Source organism: Aeromonas sanarellii, from assembly GCF_000820085.1.
GTDB lineage: Bacteria > Pseudomonadota > Gammaproteobacteria > Enterobacterales > Aeromonadaceae > Aeromonas > Aeromonas sanarellii.
This window is the reverse complement of sequence record NZ_CDBN01000050.1, coordinates 49,846-66,029: the sequence shown is the minus strand read 5'-3', so window position 1 is coordinate 66,029 and position 16,184 is coordinate 49,846. Positions and strand designations below refer to the sequence as shown.

16 protein-coding genes are annotated in these 16,184 nt (G+C 62.5%); 9 read left to right on the top strand and 7 right to left on the bottom strand.

The window, feature by feature from the left end; all coding sequences use genetic code 11:
* Position 1 precedes the first annotated feature (1 nt).
* The 3 genes from BN1132_RS10415 (at position 2) to mltB (ending at position 2,462) form a co-directional block, all read left to right on the top strand.
* Positions 2 to 673, top strand: a complete 672-nt coding sequence (locus BN1132_RS10415) for an ATP-binding cassette domain-containing protein (protein ID WP_042077349.1) — start codon at positions 2 to 4, stop codon at positions 671 to 673.
* The gene (locus BN1132_RS10410) at positions 666 to 1,268 is read left to right on the top strand and encodes a CDP-alcohol phosphatidyltransferase family protein (protein ID WP_042077347.1); all 603 of its coding nucleotides are present in this window, start codon (positions 666 to 668) and stop codon (positions 1,266 to 1,268) included. The genes BN1132_RS10415 and BN1132_RS10410 overlap by 8 nt, the downstream gene beginning before the upstream one ends.
* A 96-nt stretch (positions 1,269 to 1,364) precedes the next feature.
* Positions 1,365 to 2,462, top strand: coding sequence for a lytic murein transglycosylase B (mltB, locus tag BN1132_RS10405; RefSeq protein WP_042077346.1), 1,098 nt, complete (start codon positions 1,365 to 1,367; stop codon positions 2,460 to 2,462).
* Between the two features lie 44 nt (positions 2,463 to 2,506).
* Here the strand turns inward: mltB and BN1132_RS10400 are convergent, their stop codons facing one another.
* The gene (locus BN1132_RS10400; RefSeq protein WP_042077345.1) at positions 2,507 to 2,989 is read right to left on the bottom strand and encodes a MarR family winged helix-turn-helix transcriptional regulator; all 483 of its coding nucleotides are present in this window, start codon (positions 2,987 to 2,989) and stop codon (positions 2,507 to 2,509) included.
* 97 nt (positions 2,990 to 3,086) lie between these two features.
* Between BN1132_RS10400 and BN1132_RS10395 the strand changes: the two genes are divergently transcribed.
* The gene (locus BN1132_RS10395) at positions 3,087 to 3,968 is read left to right on the top strand and encodes a DMT family transporter (RefSeq protein WP_042077344.1); all 882 of its coding nucleotides are present in this window, start codon (positions 3,087 to 3,089) and stop codon (positions 3,966 to 3,968) included.
* 78 nt (positions 3,969 to 4,046) lie between these two features.
* On the opposite strand, the gene pgm is transcribed toward BN1132_RS10395, so the two are convergent.
* Together pgm and seqA are read right to left on the bottom strand one after the other, a co-directional pair.
* Positions 4,047 to 5,696 (bottom strand): phosphoglucomutase (alpha-D-glucose-1,6-bisphosphate-dependent), encoded by a 1,650-nt coding sequence (gene pgm, locus BN1132_RS10390; RefSeq protein WP_042077343.1) that lies wholly within the window; start codon positions 5,694 to 5,696, stop codon positions 4,047 to 4,049.
* Positions 5,697 to 5,749: 53 nt separating this feature from the next.
* Positions 5,750 to 6,262 carry a replication initiation negative regulator SeqA gene (gene seqA / locus BN1132_RS10385; protein WP_042077342.1) on the bottom strand — a complete coding sequence of 171 codons (513 nt, stop codon included), beginning with the start codon at positions 6,260 to 6,262 and terminating at the stop codon, positions 5,750 to 5,752.
* Positions 6,263 to 6,552: 290 nt separating this feature from the next.
* Between seqA and BN1132_RS10380 the strand changes: the two genes are divergently transcribed.
* Genes BN1132_RS10380 through fldA form a run of 4 tightly spaced genes read left to right on the top strand, consistent with a single transcriptional unit; the run spans position 6,553 to position 8,476 of the window.
* Positions 6,553 to 7,317, top strand: a complete 765-nt coding sequence (locus BN1132_RS10380; protein ID WP_042077340.1) for an alpha/beta fold hydrolase — start codon at positions 6,553 to 6,555, stop codon at positions 7,315 to 7,317.
* Between the two features lie 55 nt (positions 7,318 to 7,372).
* Positions 7,373 to 7,594, top strand: coding sequence for a DUF2788 domain-containing protein (locus tag BN1132_RS10375; protein ID WP_042077338.1), 222 nt, complete (start codon positions 7,373 to 7,375; stop codon positions 7,592 to 7,594).
* A 20-nt stretch (positions 7,595 to 7,614) separates the two neighbouring features.
* Entirely contained in the window at positions 7,615 to 7,911 is a 297-nt protein-coding gene (ybfE, locus tag BN1132_RS10370; protein WP_005325670.1) for a LexA regulated protein, read from the top strand.
* Positions 7,912 to 7,951: 40 nt separating this feature from the next.
* A complete protein-coding gene (fldA, locus tag BN1132_RS10365) occupies positions 7,952 to 8,476 on the top strand; it encodes a flavodoxin FldA (protein WP_042077336.1) in 525 nt (174 codons plus the stop codon).
* A gap of 64 nt (positions 8,477 to 8,540) precedes the next feature.
* Here fldA and BN1132_RS10360 read toward each other — a convergent pair whose 3' ends face one another.
* Positions 8,541 to 9,014, bottom strand: a complete 474-nt coding sequence (locus BN1132_RS10360; protein ID WP_042077334.1) for a DUF4442 domain-containing protein — start codon at positions 9,012 to 9,014, stop codon at positions 8,541 to 8,543.
* 232 nt (positions 9,015 to 9,246) lie between these two features.
* On the opposite strand from BN1132_RS10360, the gene fur reads away from it, so the two are divergent.
* Complete coding sequence (fur, locus tag BN1132_RS10355) at positions 9,247 to 9,675, top strand: ferric iron uptake transcriptional regulator (protein ID WP_042077333.1); 429 nt, start codon at positions 9,247 to 9,249, stop codon at positions 9,673 to 9,675.
* Positions 9,676 to 9,775: 100 nt separating this feature from the next.
* Here fur and glnS read toward each other — a convergent pair whose 3' ends face one another.
* The 3 genes from glnS to nagE form a co-directional block, all read right to left on the bottom strand.
* The gene (gene glnS, locus BN1132_RS10350) at positions 9,776 to 11,437 is read right to left on the bottom strand and encodes a glutamine--tRNA ligase (RefSeq protein ID WP_042077331.1); all 1,662 of its coding nucleotides are present in this window, start codon (positions 11,435 to 11,437) and stop codon (positions 9,776 to 9,778) included.
* A 343-nt stretch (positions 11,438 to 11,780) separates the two neighbouring features.
* The gene (locus tag BN1132_RS10345; protein WP_042077329.1) at positions 11,781 to 14,444 is read right to left on the bottom strand and encodes a beta-N-acetylhexosaminidase; all 2,664 of its coding nucleotides are present in this window, start codon (positions 14,442 to 14,444) and stop codon (positions 11,781 to 11,783) included.
* Between the two features lie 122 nt (positions 14,445 to 14,566).
* Positions 14,567 to 16,021 carry an N-acetylglucosamine-specific PTS transporter subunit IIBC gene (nagE, locus tag BN1132_RS10340; protein WP_042077327.1) on the bottom strand — a complete coding sequence of 485 codons (1,455 nt, stop codon included), beginning with the start codon at positions 16,019 to 16,021 and terminating at the stop codon, positions 14,567 to 14,569.
* Positions 16,022 to 16,184 lie beyond the last annotated feature (163 nt).

The window sequence follows — 16,184 nt, the reverse complement described above, 5'->3', positions numbered from 1 at the left end:
CATGCTCCACACCACCCCGCTTTGCCTCTCTCTGGACGAGCGCCCCCTGCTGACTCTGCCCCCCCTGGCGGTGGCCCCAGGCGAAGTGCTGACCCTGATGGGCCCGAGCGGCTGCGGCAAGAGCTCATTGCTGGCGGCCCTGGCCGGGGTACTGCCCGGCGTGAGGGGAAGAGGCCGGTTCCGGCTGGAGGGAGAGCTTCGCCTAGATGGGCGCCAGCTCACCTCCCTGCCCCCCCAGGAACGGCAGATCGGCATCCTGTTCCAGGATGATCTGCTGTTTGCCCACCTGACGGTGGCCGAGAACCTGATGTTCGGCATGCCGGCCAGCATCAGGGGTGCGGCGGCCAGAAGGGAGAAGGCGCTGGCGGCCTTGACCGAGGTGGGCCTGGCGAGTCAGGGGGACAAGCGGCCAGACCAGCTCTCCGGCGGCCAGAAGGCGCGGGTCGGCCTGCTGCGGGCCCTGCTCGCCGAGCCCCGCGCCCTGCTGCTGGACGAGCCCTTCTCGCGCCTCGACAAGCCGCTGCGCTCGGCGTTTCGCACCCTGGTGTTCGCCCGCATAAAGGCGCTGGGCATCCCCGCCATTCTGGTGACCCACGACGAGGAGGATGCGCCGGGCGCCATACTGCATCTGATCCCACCCGCCACCGATGAAGAGGAGAGCGACCTTGTTTGACCGCCACCTGATCCCCCTTGTCCGCCGCCCCCTCGCCACCCTGGCGCGGCCCCTGTGCCGGGCCGGGATCAGCGCCAACCAGATAAGCCTCGCCGGCTTTGCCATCGGCATGCTGGCGTTGCCGCTGCTGGCCCTGGGGGCTCATGGCTGGGCGCTCGCCGCCATCCTCTGCAACCGGCTGCTGGACGGGCTGGACGGCGCCGTGGCGCGAGAAACCGGGATCACCGACTGCGGCGGCTTCCTCGACATCACCCTCGACTTCATTTTCTATGCCGCCGTGGTGCTGGGCTTCGCCCTCGCCGACCCCGCCAACGCGCTGCCCGCCGCCACCCTGCTGTTCGCCTTCATGGGCACGGGCTCGAGTTTTCTGGCGTTTGCCGTCATGGCGGGCAAGCGGGGCATCGACAATCCGGTCTACCACCACAAGTCCCTCTATTATCTGGGCGGCCTCACCGAAGGGAGCGAGACCATAGCGCTCTTCGTGCTGATGTGCCTCTGGCCCGCCGCCTTCGTTCCCCTGGCCTACGGCTTCGCCCTGCTCTGCGCCATCACCACCCTGACCCGGGTCTGGAGCGGTTATCACACCCTGCGCTGACGGGTGTCGCGGGGAGCCGGCCCGGTACGGAACACTTGCGCATGGACGTCAATGTTTTACCATGACGGCACTCTTTTTCAGGCTCACGAGAACCCTATGCGTCGCCTTGTCTGTGTCCTCTCCCTGTTTCCCCTGCTCTATGGCTGCAGCAGCACGCCGGCGCCCAAGCCCGTGGTCAAACCCCAGCCCAACAGCGCCTTCATCAACCAGGCGCCTCCCGCCAAGCCGGTCTACCAGAGCGGGGGCGGTCTTGGCGTCAGCAAGGGGGATTTTTCCAACCGCAGCAACGTAGACAGGTTCGTGCAGCGCATGGTCGACAAGCACGGCTTCAACGGCGCCGAGCTTCACCAGCTGCTGGCCCAGGCCGAGCGCTATGACTGGATCATCCGGTTGATGGATGCCCAGGCGCCCACCCGCACGCCCCCCACCGGGCCTACCGGCGCCTGGAACCGCTACCGCGCCAAGTTCATCACCCCGGACAACGTGCAAAACGGCGTCAGCTTCTGGCGCGAGTACGAGGGCGAGCTCAACCGGGCGCAGCAGATCTACGGCGTGCCGCCCGAGATCATCGTCGGCATCATAGGGGTGGAGACCCGCTGGGGCCGGGTGATGGGCAAGACCCGCATCCTGGATGCCCTGGCGACCCTGGCGTTTGACTACCCGCGCCGCGCCGAGTTCTTCACCAGCGAACTGGAGGCCTTCCTGGTGATGACCCGGGACGAGGGGATGAATCCCACCGAACCCAAGGGCTCCTACGCCGGCGCCATGGGCTACGGCCAGTTCATGCCCTCCAGCTTCCAGCGCTACGCGGTGGACTTCGACGGCAACGGCCACACCAATCTGTGGGATCCGGTGGATGCCATCGGCAGCGTGGCCAACTACTTCAAGGCCCACGGCTGGGAGAAGGGGCAACCGGTGGCGGTGCGTGGTCAGGGGCAACTGCCTGGCTATGAGCACGGCTTCCAGACCCGCTATCCGGTCACCACCCTGCGCGGTGCCGGACTGGCCCCCATCGCCTCCCTTGGCAACCACCAGGAGGCGAGCCTGCTGCGCTTGGACGTGGGCACGGGCTACCAGTACTGGTACGGCCTGCCGAACTTCTACGCCATCACCCGCTACAACCACAGCACCCACTACGCCATGGCGGTGTGGCAGCTCGGCCTTGCCGTCAGGGATGCCCGCGGCGGTTACTGAGCCAGGCATACAGCCAACAAAAACGGGCCCGCGGGCCCGTTTTGCTATTCGTTTTCCAGCAGCCAGCGCTTGAGCAGGGCCGCCAGCTGCGCCTGCTCCTCCCCCGTCAGCGGGGCCAGCAGGCGGCGCTCGTTGGCCAGGTGCCGCTCCACCGCCTCGTCCACCAGGGCCAGGCCCGCGTCGGTCAGGTTGACCAGCAGGCTGCGCCTGTCATCTGGGGCCGCCTGACGAGTGATCAGGCCGCGCTGCTCCAGCTTGTCGAGCCGGGCCGTCATGGCCCCCGAGCTCAGCATGGCGGATTGGTAGAGGGCGGTCGGGGTGAGCGGCTCACCGGCCCGGCGCAGGGTCGCCAGGATATCGAAATCCGAGCCGAGCAGGCCGCACTCCTTGAGCTCCTCGCTCACCTCGCGCCCGGCGATGGCCGCCATGCGCGCCACCCGTCCCAGCACCCCCATGGGCGAGCAGTCGAGATCCGGGCGCTGCCGCGCCCACTGGGCCAGCAGCAGGTCAACGTGATCACTGTCCATTCGGGCTCCCTTTTTATCTTTATATAAAGATACTTGATAATAAACCAACTCGCGGCTAATTTATCTTTACTTGAAGATACTTTTTTGTGAGACAACCATGCCGCTGCTGATCGCCCTGCTCGCCCCCCTGCTGTGGGGCAGCACCTATGCCGTCGTCAGTCTCTACCTGACCGACTACTCCCCCTACTGGGTGGCCGTGTGGCGAGCCCTGCCCGCCGGCGTGCTGCTGCTGTTGATCCATCCCCGCTGGCCACCGCTGACCTGGAATCGCCAGTGCCTGCTGGCGTTCTGCAACATCACCGCCTTCTTCGCCCTGCTGTTCGTGGCCGCCTTCCGCCTGCCGGGCGCCGTGGCGGGCACCCTGGGCGCCACCCTGCCGCTGGTATTGATGGCGCTGGCCTGGTTGCAGGATGGCGTCAGGCCGTCGCTGAAATGGCTGCTGCTGGGGCTGATGGGGCTCGCCGGGGTGCTCCTGCTGCTCAACCCCTCCGCCAACCTGGACCCCGTCGGCGTGGCGTGCGCCCTGCTGGCCACCGTGCTCATCGGCCAGTCCAGCCGCTGGATGCAGCGCTGGCCGGTCAGCGATCTGCTGGCGCTCACCGCCTGGCAACTGCTGCTGGGCGGCCTGATGCTGATCCCGCTCGCCTGGTGGCTGGCGGGCCCCATGCCTGTGCCGCAACTGGCGAGTGCCCCCGCCTTTGGCTGGCTCATCCTGCTCAACACCGCGCTCGCCTACTGGGCCTGGCTGTGGGGGCTCAAGCGCCACGGTCCCGAGGTGATGGGCATGCTGGCCCTCACCAATCCCATGGTGGCGGTCTCCCTCGGCGTGCTGCTGGTGGGCGAGGCGCTGGACGGCCGCCAGTGGCTCGGCATCGGGGTGATCCTGCTCTCCCTCTTCCTGATGAAGCTGCCGGCCCGCCCCTTCTTCAAGCGCTGGCAGGCCCGCAAGGCTTGCCCCGAACACCCGGGAAACGGCTGATCGCTCGACCGACAGAAAAGCAAAGAGGAGCCGATAAGGCTCCTCTTTTCCTGATGACGACGTCAGGCTGGCGCGGGCTCAGACGCCGGCTTTTGCCAGGGCGGCGGAGACGATCTGCTGGGCCTCCTGCTGGATGAGGTCCAGGTGTGCCTCCCCCTTGAAGCTCTCCATGTAGATCTTGTAGATGGACTCGGTGCCGGACGGGCGCGCCGCGAACCAGCCGTGCTCGGTCACGACCTTCAAACCGCCGATGGCGGCATCGTTGCCGGGGGCGCGGGTCAGCTTGGCGGTGATGGGGTCACCCGCCAGCATGGAGGCCTCCACCAGCGCCGGATCCAGCTTGGAGAGCACCGCCTTCTGTGCACTGTTGGCCGGGGCGTCGATGCGACGGTAGCTGGAGCGGCCGAACTTGGCCTCCAGGGCGTCGTAGTGAGCCTGGGGATCCTTGCCGGTGACGGCCAGGATCTCGGCCGCCAGCAGCGCCAGGATGAAGCCATCCTTGTCTGTGGTCCAGACGGTGCCATCCTTGCGCAGGAAGGAGGCGCCCGCGCTCTCCTCGCCGCCAAAGCCGAACTCACCGCTATGGAGGCCATCCACGAACCACTTGAAGCCGACCGGCACCTCCTTGAGGGTGCGACCGATCTCGCCGGCGACCCGGTCGATCATGGAGGAAGAAACCAGCGTCTTGCCGACGGCGGCTTCCTTGGCCCAACCGGTTCTGTGGGTGAACAGGTACTGGATGGCCACCGCCAGGTAGTGGTTCGGGTTCATCAGCCCCGCCTTGGTGACGATGCCGTGACGGTCGTAGTCGGGGTCATTGCCGAGCGCGATGTCAAACTTGTCCTTGAGCGCAATCAGGCTCGCCATGGCGAACGGGCTGGAGCAATCCATCCGGATCTTGCCGTCCTTGTCCAGGGTCATGAAGGAGAAGGTCGGGTCGACCTTGTAGTTGACCACCTCGATGTCGAGGCCGTAACGCTTGGCGATCACGTCCCAGTAGGCGACGCCGGAGCCGCCGAGCGGATCCACCCCGATCTTGATGCCGGCCTGCTTGATGGCGGCCAGGTCCAGCACGTTCTCGAGATCGTCCACATAGGGGGTGACATAGTCGTGCTCCACTACAAACTCTCTGGCCAGGGCCTCGGCGAACGGCATGCGCTTCACGCCGGCCAGATTCGCTTCCAGAATCGCGTTGGCGCGGTCCTCCACCCACTTGGTGATCTCGCCCTCGGCGGGGCCGCCGTGGGGGGGGTTGTACTTGAAGCCGCCATCTTCCGGCGGGTTATGGGACGGGGTGATCACCACGCCGTCCGCCAGGGCAGCAGGTTTGCCTGCGTTGTGGCGCAGGATGGCATGGGAGATGACCGGGGTCGGCGTGAAGCCAAGGCCGGCCTGGATGCGGGTCTCGACGCCGTTGGCCGCCAGCACTTCCACCGCGCTGGCAAAGGCGGATTCAGAAAGGGCGTGGGTATCCATGCCGACGAACAGCGGGCCCGTGATGCCGGCCTGCTGGCGATACTCCACCAGGGCCTGGGTCACCGCCAGGATATGGGACTCGGTAAAGGCGCTGTGCAGGGCGCTGCCACGGTGGCCCGAGGTGCCGAAGGCGACCCGCTGCTCGGGGCGGCTCATGTCCGGCTTGTTGAGGTAGTAGGCGCTGACCAGACGGGGGATGTTGGTCAAATCGCAGAGACGAGCCGGTTGACCGGCGTGGGAATGCTGTGCCATGGCGTTTTCCTTGAGCTGAGCCTTGCCCGGCAAGGCCTTGAGTCGTTGATGCGTTAAACGGCGCCGCACACCCGAGCCGTCAGATCCTCGTCATAACCCATGCTGGTCATCAGCTGGGCCACCATGTTCTGCTTGCGACTGGTGTTGGTATTGGTGATCACCCAGAACGGGGTATCCGGCACCGGCTTGGGCTTGGTGGTGCTGCCACTGGCACGCAGCGCCTCGGGATCCCGGGAGAAATAGACGCGCTTGCGCCCCTTGATCTCGGTCGCCTGAGTGAAGCCCTCCGGGTTGTCCCGGTAGAGGGTGCTCAATACCAGCATGAAGCGGTTGATGGACTTCTCTTCCTTCTGCAGCTCGCCGGAATCCAGCAGGGCCTCCAGCCCCAGCGCATCGGCCACCGGCTGGGACTGAGACTGGGTCGGTGCCGCGACAGGGGCGACCGGGGTCAGCTGACCGGGTTGCTCCAGCAGACGGCGCAGGATATCGGACGCACTCTCGCCGATGTGCCTGGTCTGGCTCGCGATAAAGAGGTAGAGATCGTCATCAAGCTCGATGGTTTTCATAGGGATGCGCTGGACTCGTCGAAATTCGGATGCGGCGATTATACATAGGCAGACCCGGCAGCCCAAGGGAGGGGCTGGCAGATGTGCATGAATCTCACCGAGAATACGGCATAATGGCGGGCCAAGTGTGTGATCCCCCGCACTGATAGCCGATCCCGGGGCGCTTTTTTTGGAAAAAAACCACAAAAAAATGCCCCATCAGGAATGAAATCCTTTTCTTTCAGTGTGTTAAAAAACCTGGCGACACAGCCCACGACCGACAAGGTGTCATTTTGCAACAAAACTCATTATTGAATTTCAAGGAGCAGGGCCAGGGGGCCCCCGTCGTGCTGATCCACGGCCTGTTCGGCAGCCTGGACAACCTCGGCCTGCTGGCGCGCCCGCTCGGCGAACAGTACAGGGTCATCAGCGTCGATCTGCGCAATCACGGCGCCTCCTTTCACTCGGATGAGATGAGCTACCCGGCCCAGGCGGCGGACATCCTCGCCTTGCTGGACCACCTTGGGCTCGATCGGGTGGCCCTGGTGGGTCACTCCATGGGGGGCAAGGTCGCCATGCAGCTCGCCAAGCAGGCACCGGAACGGGTCAACCAGCTGGTGGTGGCCGACATCGCCCCCGTGGCCTATCCCCACGCCCGCCACAAGAACGTCTTCGCCGGGCTCAACGCCACGCTCGAGCACGCTCCCCAAAGCCGCAGCGAGGCGGAAGCCATGCTGGCGGAGCACATCGAGATCGCCGGGGTGCGCCAGTTCCTGCTCAAATCCTTCGCCAAAGGGGAGTCAGGGTGGGGGTGGCGTTTCAACGTGCCGGCCCTCGAGCGCAACTACGCCAACATCATGGGCTGGCCCGATGACGAGCGCCGTTTCGAGGGGCCGACGCTCTTCATCAAGGGAGGAGAGTCGGACTACATGTTGCCCCAATACAGTGAGACGGCCCTGGCCCAGTTCCCGGCGGCCAGGGTGCGGGTGATCGCCGGAACCGGCCACTGGCTGCACGCGGAAAAGCCGGTTTTGTTCAACAAACTGGTTGTGGATTTCCTGTCGACAGGCGGTTAACAGTTTCAAATCCTTTGTGATATAGTGCGCCCGTCTTAAGGAGTGCGCGCAATCCATGCTGAGTGAACACATCGATCTCATCGAGAGTCTGGGCCTGAAGCTGTTCTTCGTGGCCATCTTCCTGCTGATTGGCCTGGCCATTCAGGATGTGCTCAAACGCGGCAACGTGCCCCGTTTTGGCCGCTTCGTCGTCTGGCTGGTGCTGTTTCTGGGTTGCGCGGGTTTTGTCGCCAAGGGGCTGATCGAAATGGGCTGGGAAGGCTCAGGGATCGGCTAACTACTTTTCATCTGTGATGTATGGCCAAACAGCAAACTGATCGAACAACACTGGATCTGTTCGCAACTGAGAAGCGCCCCGGCAGGCCAAAGACCAACCCACTCCCCCGTGAGACCCAGCTCAAGATCAACAAGCGCAACCAGCTCAAGCGCGATCGGGAGAACGGGCTGAAGCGGGTCGAGTTGAAGGTGGAAGCCGAGTTGCTGGAGCGCCTGAACCAACTTGCGCTGCAACAGAACGTCAGCCGAGCCGAGCTGATCCAATCTATCCTGAAGCAACAGATCGAGTCTGCTCATGCAGCAGGCATCGCAATCTGAACCGTTAAGCATCAACACCAGATACGGGTAACTAAACACTATGGCTAGTGTAGGTCTGTTTTTCGGCAGCGATACCGGTAATACCGAAGCTGTCGCCAAGATGATCCAGAAAGAACTGGGCAAGCAACTGATTGAAGTCCGTGACATTGCCAAGAGCAGCAAGGCCGACATCGACAGCTTCGATCTGCTGATGTTCGGTATCCCGACTTGGTACTACGGCGAGGCCCAGGCCGATTGGGACGACTTCTTCCCCGAGCTCGAAGAGATCGACTTCACCAACAAGCTGGTCGCCATCTTCGGATGCGGCGATCAGGAAGACTATGCCGAGTACTTCCTCGACGCCATGGGCACCCTGCGTGACATCGTCGAAGCCAAGGGCGCCATCATCATAGGTCACTGGCCGACCGCCGGTTACGAGTTCGAAGCCTCCAAGGCCCTGGTGGATGACAAGCACTTCGTGGGTCTGGGCATCGACGAGGATCGCCAGCCGGAGCTGACCGCAGAGCGCGTCAAGGGCTGGTGCAAGCAACTGCACGAAGAGATGTGCCTGAGCGAGCTGGAGTGATCTCCCTCCCCTCTCCATGCAACAAGGGCCCCGACGGGGCCCTTGTTGCATCTGTCTTCCGCGCTCAGCCGCCTCTGTGCTGGGGCTTGGATCTGACATAGAGGGTGCGCTTCACCTGGGCCACCAGCTCGCCCTGGCTGTCCTGCACCAGCACCTCGAACTCGGGGAAGTGCTTGTCTCCCCCCTCGGTCGCCGCCACGATCGACGCCAGCTTGCCGTCGGTCAGGGTGAACTCGGCCACCAGCTTGCCCTTGCCAGGCTTGATGAAGTTGATGCTGCCCGCCTTGTCCCAGACGTAATAGCGGTTCTTGAAATGACCCATCAGCATCAGCGGATAGATGGGATCCGTCATGGCGAACATGCTGCCACCGAACTGGGTGCGGTTGGCATTCTTGTTCCACCAGCGGGACTTGAGGGTCACCCGGCAGAAGCGAAAATCGGAACTCAATGTCTCTATCTTGATGCCGGCGCCCCAGAACGGGGGCCAGGCGTTGAGGGCACAGCGCACCCAGGCCGCGTTGCCAAAAAGCCAATCCATGGATCTCATCCGACCAGACTATGAAGAGATCACATAGTATCAACATTCTCTCGTGGAGCAAGCGGGCCGGATTAATCTTCCAGTGGGGTAAATGTGCTAAACCCATTGAATTGCTGTGTTTATTTTTAACTTGGCTACGACCTATAATGACAGGCCAAGCGAGTTCGTGGTTGCCATTCCAGCGGCAGTCAATCAGAATAACCACACCTTCGAGAATGCGAATAAATAGAATATGGCAGACAACAACCAAGCGTTAAAAAAGGCCGGGCTCAAGATCACCTTGCCCCGCGTCAAGATCCTGGAAATCCTGCAACAGCCGGACTGCCAGCACACCAGTGCGGAAGATCTGTACAAACGGCTGATCGATCAGGGTGAGGAGATTGGTCTCGCCACCGTCTATCGCGTTCTCAACCAGTTTGATGATGCCGGTATCGTCACCCGTCACCACTTCGAAGGGGGCAAGTCGGTGTTCGAGCTGGCGACTCAGGAGCATCACGACCACCTGGTCTGCCTGGACTGCGGCAAGGTGATCGAGTTCTCCGACGAGGTGATCGAGCAGCGTCAGCGCGACATCGCCAAGGCGCACAACATCCGCCTGACCAACCACAGCCTCTACCTGTATGGCCACTGCGCCAACGGTGACTGCAAGCACGACGAATAACCGCTTCGCCGCGCGTGCCATGAAAAAAGCCAGCATCACGCTGGCTTTTTTGTGTCCGTCATCCGGATTGAAGTGGCAGGGTCTCCCCTGCCCTCTCATATCAGGCCTCGGCCTTGCCCCAGACGTCCCGCAGGGCCACGGTGCGGTTGAACACCAGGTGCTCGGCGCTGGAGAGCTTGTTGTCGGCGCAGAAGTACCCTTCGCGTTCGAACTGGTAGGCAAACTCCGGCCTGGCGTCCTTCAGGGAAGCCTCCACTCGGGCCCCCTCGATGATCACCAGGGATTCCGGGTTCAGGGCCGCCTCGAAGTCCTCTTCGGCGCCCGGGTTAGGCACCTTGAACAGACGGTCGTAGAGACGCACTTCGGCCGGCAGGGAGTGACTGGCGCTGACCCAATGGATCACCCCTTTCACCTTGCGGCCATCCGCCGGATCCTTGCCCAGGGTCTCGGGATCGTAGGAGCAGTAGATGCAGGTGACCTTGCCATCCGCATCCTTCTCGATCCGCTCGGCCTTGATGACGTAGGCGTTGCGCAGGCGCACTTCCTTGCCCAGCACCAGACGCTTGAACTGCTTGTTCGCTTCCTCTTTGAAGTCCGCCTCGTCGATGAAGATCTCGCGGGAGAAGTGCAGCTCACGGGCCCCCATCTCCGGCTTGTTCGGGTGCGCAGGCGCCGTCAGCACCTCGTCGGCCGCCAGGTTCTTGATCACCACCTTCACCGGGTGCAGCACGGCCATGGCGCGCGGGGCGTTCTCGTTGAGATCGTCGCGGATACAGGCTTCCAGCATGCTCATCTCGACGATGTTGTCCTGCTTGGTCACGCCGATGCGCTTGCAGAACTCGCGGATGGAAGCCGGGGTGTATCCACGACGGCGCAGACCGGAGACGGTCAGCATGCGGGGGTCATCCCAGCCGCTGACGTGCCCCTCGGTCACCAGCAGGTTCAGCTTGCGCTTGGACATGACGGTGTATTCGAGGTTCAGACGGGAGAACTCGTACTGACGGGGGTGACAGTCGATGCTGATGTTGTCCAGCACCCAGTCATACAGGCGGCGGTTGTCCTGGAACTCCAGGGTGCACAGGGAGTGGGTGATCCCCTCCAGGGCGTCCGAGATGCAGTGGGTGAAGTCATACATCGGGTAGATGCACCATTCGTCACCGGTCTGGTGGTGGTGGGCAAACTTGATGCGATAGATGACGGGATCGCGCATCACCATGAAGGGGGATGCCATGTCGATCTTGGCGCGCAGGCAGGCGCTCCCTTCAGCCATCTCGCCGTTCTTCATCTTGGCGAACAGGGCCAGGTTCTCTTCCACGCTGCGATCGCGGAACGGGCTGTTCTTGCCCGGCGCGGTCAGGGTGCCGCGGTATTCGCGCATCTGCTCCGGGGAGAGCTCGTCCACATAGGCCAGCCCCTTCTCGATGAGCTCGATGGCATAGCCGTGCAGCTTGTGGAAATAGTCGGAGGAGTAGCAGATCTCGCCGCTCCACTGGAAGCCGAGCCACTGCACGTCCTGCTTGATGGACTCCACGAACTCGATGTCTTCCTTCGCCGGGTTGGTGTCATCGAAGCGCAGGTTGCACTGGCCCTGGTAGTCGCGGGCGATGCCGAAGTTCAGGCAGATGGATTTGGCGTGGCCGATATGGAGATAACCGTTCGGCTCCGGCGGGAAACGGGTATGCACGCGGTTGTGCTTACCGCTGGCCAGATCTTCATCAATGATCTGACGAATAAAGTTAGTTGGGCTGTTCGCCTGACTCATGGCTCACCTCAAAAATGCGTCACTGGCGGACGTTGTGCCGGCTGGCACCCTCATACCCCCGCCGTCAAGCCGGGTATGATCCCTCATTACGCGCCCTGCCTCAACCTGAATTTGGCCAATTCGGGTCATTGGCGCACCAAAAACGGCGAAACGGGAGAAATTGCAGAGATCCTGGTCAAAAAAAGCCCCGCACGGGGCGGGGTCTCAAGTGATGAAAAACAGACAAAACACACACAACAAAGGTTCACACGCAGAGTCAACCTTTCCCAAGCCCGATGGCCTATCGCCCTTGGGAAAGGCGGGTCTTGCGACCCACCTTGCGTTATGGATTGAAGGCTAGCTATCAGTTCAGCTCGGTGACGCGGCTGGTGCGCTTACCATCGAAGCTGGTGGTGCGCAGGTAGACCTTGCCATCCACGCTCGGCTTGGCGGCGGCGTCATAGGCGGTCCAGTTGGTGCCGTCCAGGCTGTACTGGATGGGCAGACCCGGCAGATCCACGTTCGCTTCAAGCACACCGTTCACCACCTTGGCACCCGGTACGGAGAGGCGGTATTCCACCCCGGCCTGGTCGAGTTTGGGCAGCACGCGCTGACCCAGCACGTTGGCAAACTGGTTCCACTCCTTGTTCAGGGTGGTCTTGTTCACGTGCTTGGTGGTGCCGGAGAACTCGCGACCCTTCACGTAGTCGAGCTCGAAGCCGCCCTTGTGCCAGGCGCGCTCGGCCACGGAGAAGATGCGCGGATAGACCATGTACTCGTACTGGGCATCGGTGCGCACGGTTTCGCTCCACTGCTGACCGGAGATCCCCTTGAACTTGACCGGATCCTGATCCCCCTTGGCCACGAAGGCGTTGCCGTCGCGGTCAACCGAGGTCTCGGCGTTCTGCGGCAGGTTTTCCGGGGCGAAGGCGAACACCTTGCGGGTGTCGTTGAAGCGGGTGGCCCAGTAGTAGCCGCGCTCGGCCGGGTGTACCTCGTTCGGGAAGTCGAAGTAGAGGTAGTCGGGGTTGGAGAGCACCACCTCATAGCCCTTGTGCGCCCACTTCATCGCCTCGTTGAAGCCACCCCAGTAGAGGGTTTCCCAGAAGTTGACCCGGGTCTTGTCGGTGGCGAACACGCTGGCGTCCGTGGCGTACTTCAGGCCATCTTCCCACGCCTGCAGGGTGGAGAAGCCGTGGCCCTTGACCATCTCGCTCACTTCCTTGGCAAAGTGGACCGGCAGCTCGGCCACGTCCTTGATCTTGCCATCGTCGATCATCTTCTGGCACATCGGTGACTTGCCGAACGGCTTGTCCTGCTTGCTGGAGTCGACGTTGCCCTTCCACGCCACCAGCTCTTCTTTCTTGGTGACGGCCGGATCCTGATAGCCACCGCCCTGCATGATGTTCTTCGCCTCGTCACCACCGTAGTGCCATGCGGTCAGCGGCTGGCCGGCGGCCTGGTGCATCTGGGCCACTTCATCCATCACCTTGGCCACGAAGGTGGCGGCACCCGGCTGGCAGGGGTTGATGAAGGACATCTTGTCGTAGAACTGGACCGAGGTGACGTTGGAGGTATCGGCCGGGTCGGTCAGTCGGAACTGGTTGGCCTCGGCCTCTTTGCCCTCGCTCATCAGACGCTTGTAGCGCGCCTCCATGGAGACCACGGCGGCACGGGCGTGGGCCGGCATGTTGATCTCGGGGATCACGGTCACGCCGCGGGCCTTGGCATAGCGTACCAGGTCGATGTAGTCCGCCTTGCTGTAGAAACCGGAACCCTGGTTGTCGCTGGTGGGGCCGGAGCCGAGCTGCGGCATCAGGCACTGGGTCTCGGAGAGATCGTGGCAACGCTGGCTGCCGACGTCGGTCAGCTCAGGCAGGCCCGGGATCTCGATGCGCCAGCCTTCATCGTTGGTCAGGCCCAGATGCAGCACGTTGAGCTTCATGGCGGACATCTGGTCCACCAGCTTCTTCAGGGTCTCCGGGCTTCGGAAGTGACGGGCCACGTCGGTCTGCATGCCGCGGTATTCAAAGCGCGGCGCATCCTCGACATGCATCTGGCTCACCAGCTTGTCGTTGACCCCCAGGAGGGAGATCAGGGACTGGGCCCCCCAGAAGGCGCCGTCAACGTCGTGACCCTGAATGACGGTGCCCTTCTGGCCTATGGTCATGTCGTAGCCTTCGGCCTGCTTGAGCTTGCTGCCGAGCTTGATGGTGACCGGGTAGCCGGTGTCGGAGAGGGTAACACCCAGCTTGGTCAGTTGCGCCTTGACGGCCTCGGCGCGATCGCTCGGCAGATCCAGGGCATTGAGCTTGATGGTGGAGAAGTCGACCTGGGGGCCGGCCTTGACCACCTGCTTCATCGGGCTCGGCAGGATGCGGTCGTCAATCTTGCCGGCAGGCAGCAGGGTGCTGGTCTGGTTCGCGGCGAAGCGGGTCTCGCTGTTCATCAGGATGTTGTTGTCATCCTTGGTGCGCTTCCAGCCGTCCGCCGGCATCGGCTTCTCGTAGGTGCTGGCGTCGTCGATGTTGCTCATGCTGGCCAGCACTTTCGGCTCGGCCCCTTCGCTGGCGACATACCAGTTCGGCATGATGTCAGATTCGAACAGTACCCAGTATTCCACCACCAGGGGCACCTCGACCGTGGCGTCCTTGGCAAAGCCCTGGAACTTCTCGGTTGGCGTCAAACGATAGAGGTCGCCGGTCAGGTGGGTGATGGTGAACTGGTCGTTGTCCACCCGCTGGATGCGGCGGATGGAGGAGACATAGATGCTCCAGTCCTTGGAGGTGACGTCGGCCCCGGTATTGGTCAGGTGCAGCTTGGCAACGCCGCAGCTCGCCCACTCTGAGCCCAGTGCCTGGCAGTCGAGGCCGGCGCCGGCACCGTCATTGGTGACGACTTCGTACTTGACGACGAGGTTGCTGGCGAGGGCATCGACCACGGCTTGCTTGGCGGCATCGGCTGCCAGTGCTGGGCCGGCGAAAACGGTAGACATGGCAATGGCTAACAGAGAATGTTTCAAGTTCATAACTGCTGCTCTCATTTGAAGTAAAGGTTGGATTTTCTTGGCTTTTTTTATATGGGGCCCCGAGGCGGGGCCCTTAGTTATGTCAACAATGGACTTAGACTTGAGGTGAGCGAGTCGCTCGATTAACGCAGGGCTTTCATCTCACCGGCGATGATTTCGGCCAATGGGCCCAGAATCACCTGCAGGTTCTGCTCACCGAGCTTGACCACACCGGCCGCGCCTAGGGCTTTGAGCTTGCGCTCGTCGACGATGCTGCGGTCTTTCAGGGTCAGACGCAGGCGGGTGATGCAGGCGTCGATGGTCACCAGGTTCTCCTGGCCGCCCAGCACTTCCAGATACTGCTTGGCCAGCTCGGTGCGGTCGGTGGTCTGAGCCTGTACCGGCACGGCTTCGTCGTCTTCACGACCCGGGGTCTTCAGGTTGAACTTGGCGATCACGGCGCGGAAGACCACGTAGTAGAGGCCGAAGAACACCAGACCCTGTACCAGCAGCATGTACCACTGGGTGGCCAGCGGGTTGCGGCTGGAGAGCACCATGTCCACCAAACCGGCACTGAAGCCGAAACCGGCGATCCAGTGCATGCTGGAGGCGATGAACACGGACAGGCCGGTCAGCAGGGCGTGGATGACGTACAGTACCGGTGCCACGAACATGAAGGAGAACTCGAGCGGCTCGGTCACCCCGGTGAAGAAGGCGGCAAAGGCGGCGGCGATCATGATGGACGCAACCTTCTCTTTGTTCTCTTTCTTCGCGCTGTGGTAGATGGCCAGCGCGGCACCCGGCAGACCGAACATCATGATGGGGAAGAAGCCGGCCTGGTACATGCCGGTCACGCCCACGACGGCCTTGCCGGCGTCGATGGAGGATTGGCCACCCAGGAAGTTCGGGATGTCGTTGATGCCGGCCACGTCGAACCAGAACACGGAGTTCAGGGCGTGGTGCAGACCGACCGGGATCAGCAGGCGGTTGAAGAAGGCGTAGATGCCGGCGCCGGTGGAGCCCAGGCTCACGATGGATTCACCGAAGGAGACCAGGCCACCGTAGATGACCGGCCAGACCGCCATCAGGATGAAGGAGACGACGATCATCACCACGGAGGTCACGATCGGCACCAGACGACGGCCGGAGAAGAAGGCCAGCGCCTTGTGCAGCTCCACGCTGCTGAAGCGGTTGTACAGCTCGGCCGCGATGACACCACACAGGATGCCGACGAACTGGTTGCTGATCTTGGCGAAGGCTGCCGGCACCTGGTCGGCCGGGATGCCCTTGATCTGGGCCACGGCGCCCGGGCTCAGCAGGGTGGTGACCACCAGGAAGCCGACCAGACCGGCCAGCGCGGCGGAGCCGTCTTTATCCTTGGACATGCCATAGGCGACGCCCACGGCGAACAGAATGGGCATGCTGTCGATGATGGCGGCGCCCGCCTTGATCAGAAACGCAGCCAGAGGGCTTCCGCCACCCCAACCGTTCGGGTCAATCCAGTAGCCAATCCCCATCAGGATCGCTGCGGCAGGCAATACCGCCACCGGCACCATCAGGGCACGGCCGATCTTTTGCAAATAACCGAGAATGTTCACGGTTCCTCTCCTTAGTTGGTGTTTTTCTAGAAATTAAGTGCTTATCACGTTCGACGCATAAGCCATCAAGGCTTGATTGGCAGTCTAGGGCTTTTATTTCGCTGCGCAAATTAATAAACCCACATTCGTGATCATTATCACTCATCAGAGATAAAGGTAGCGG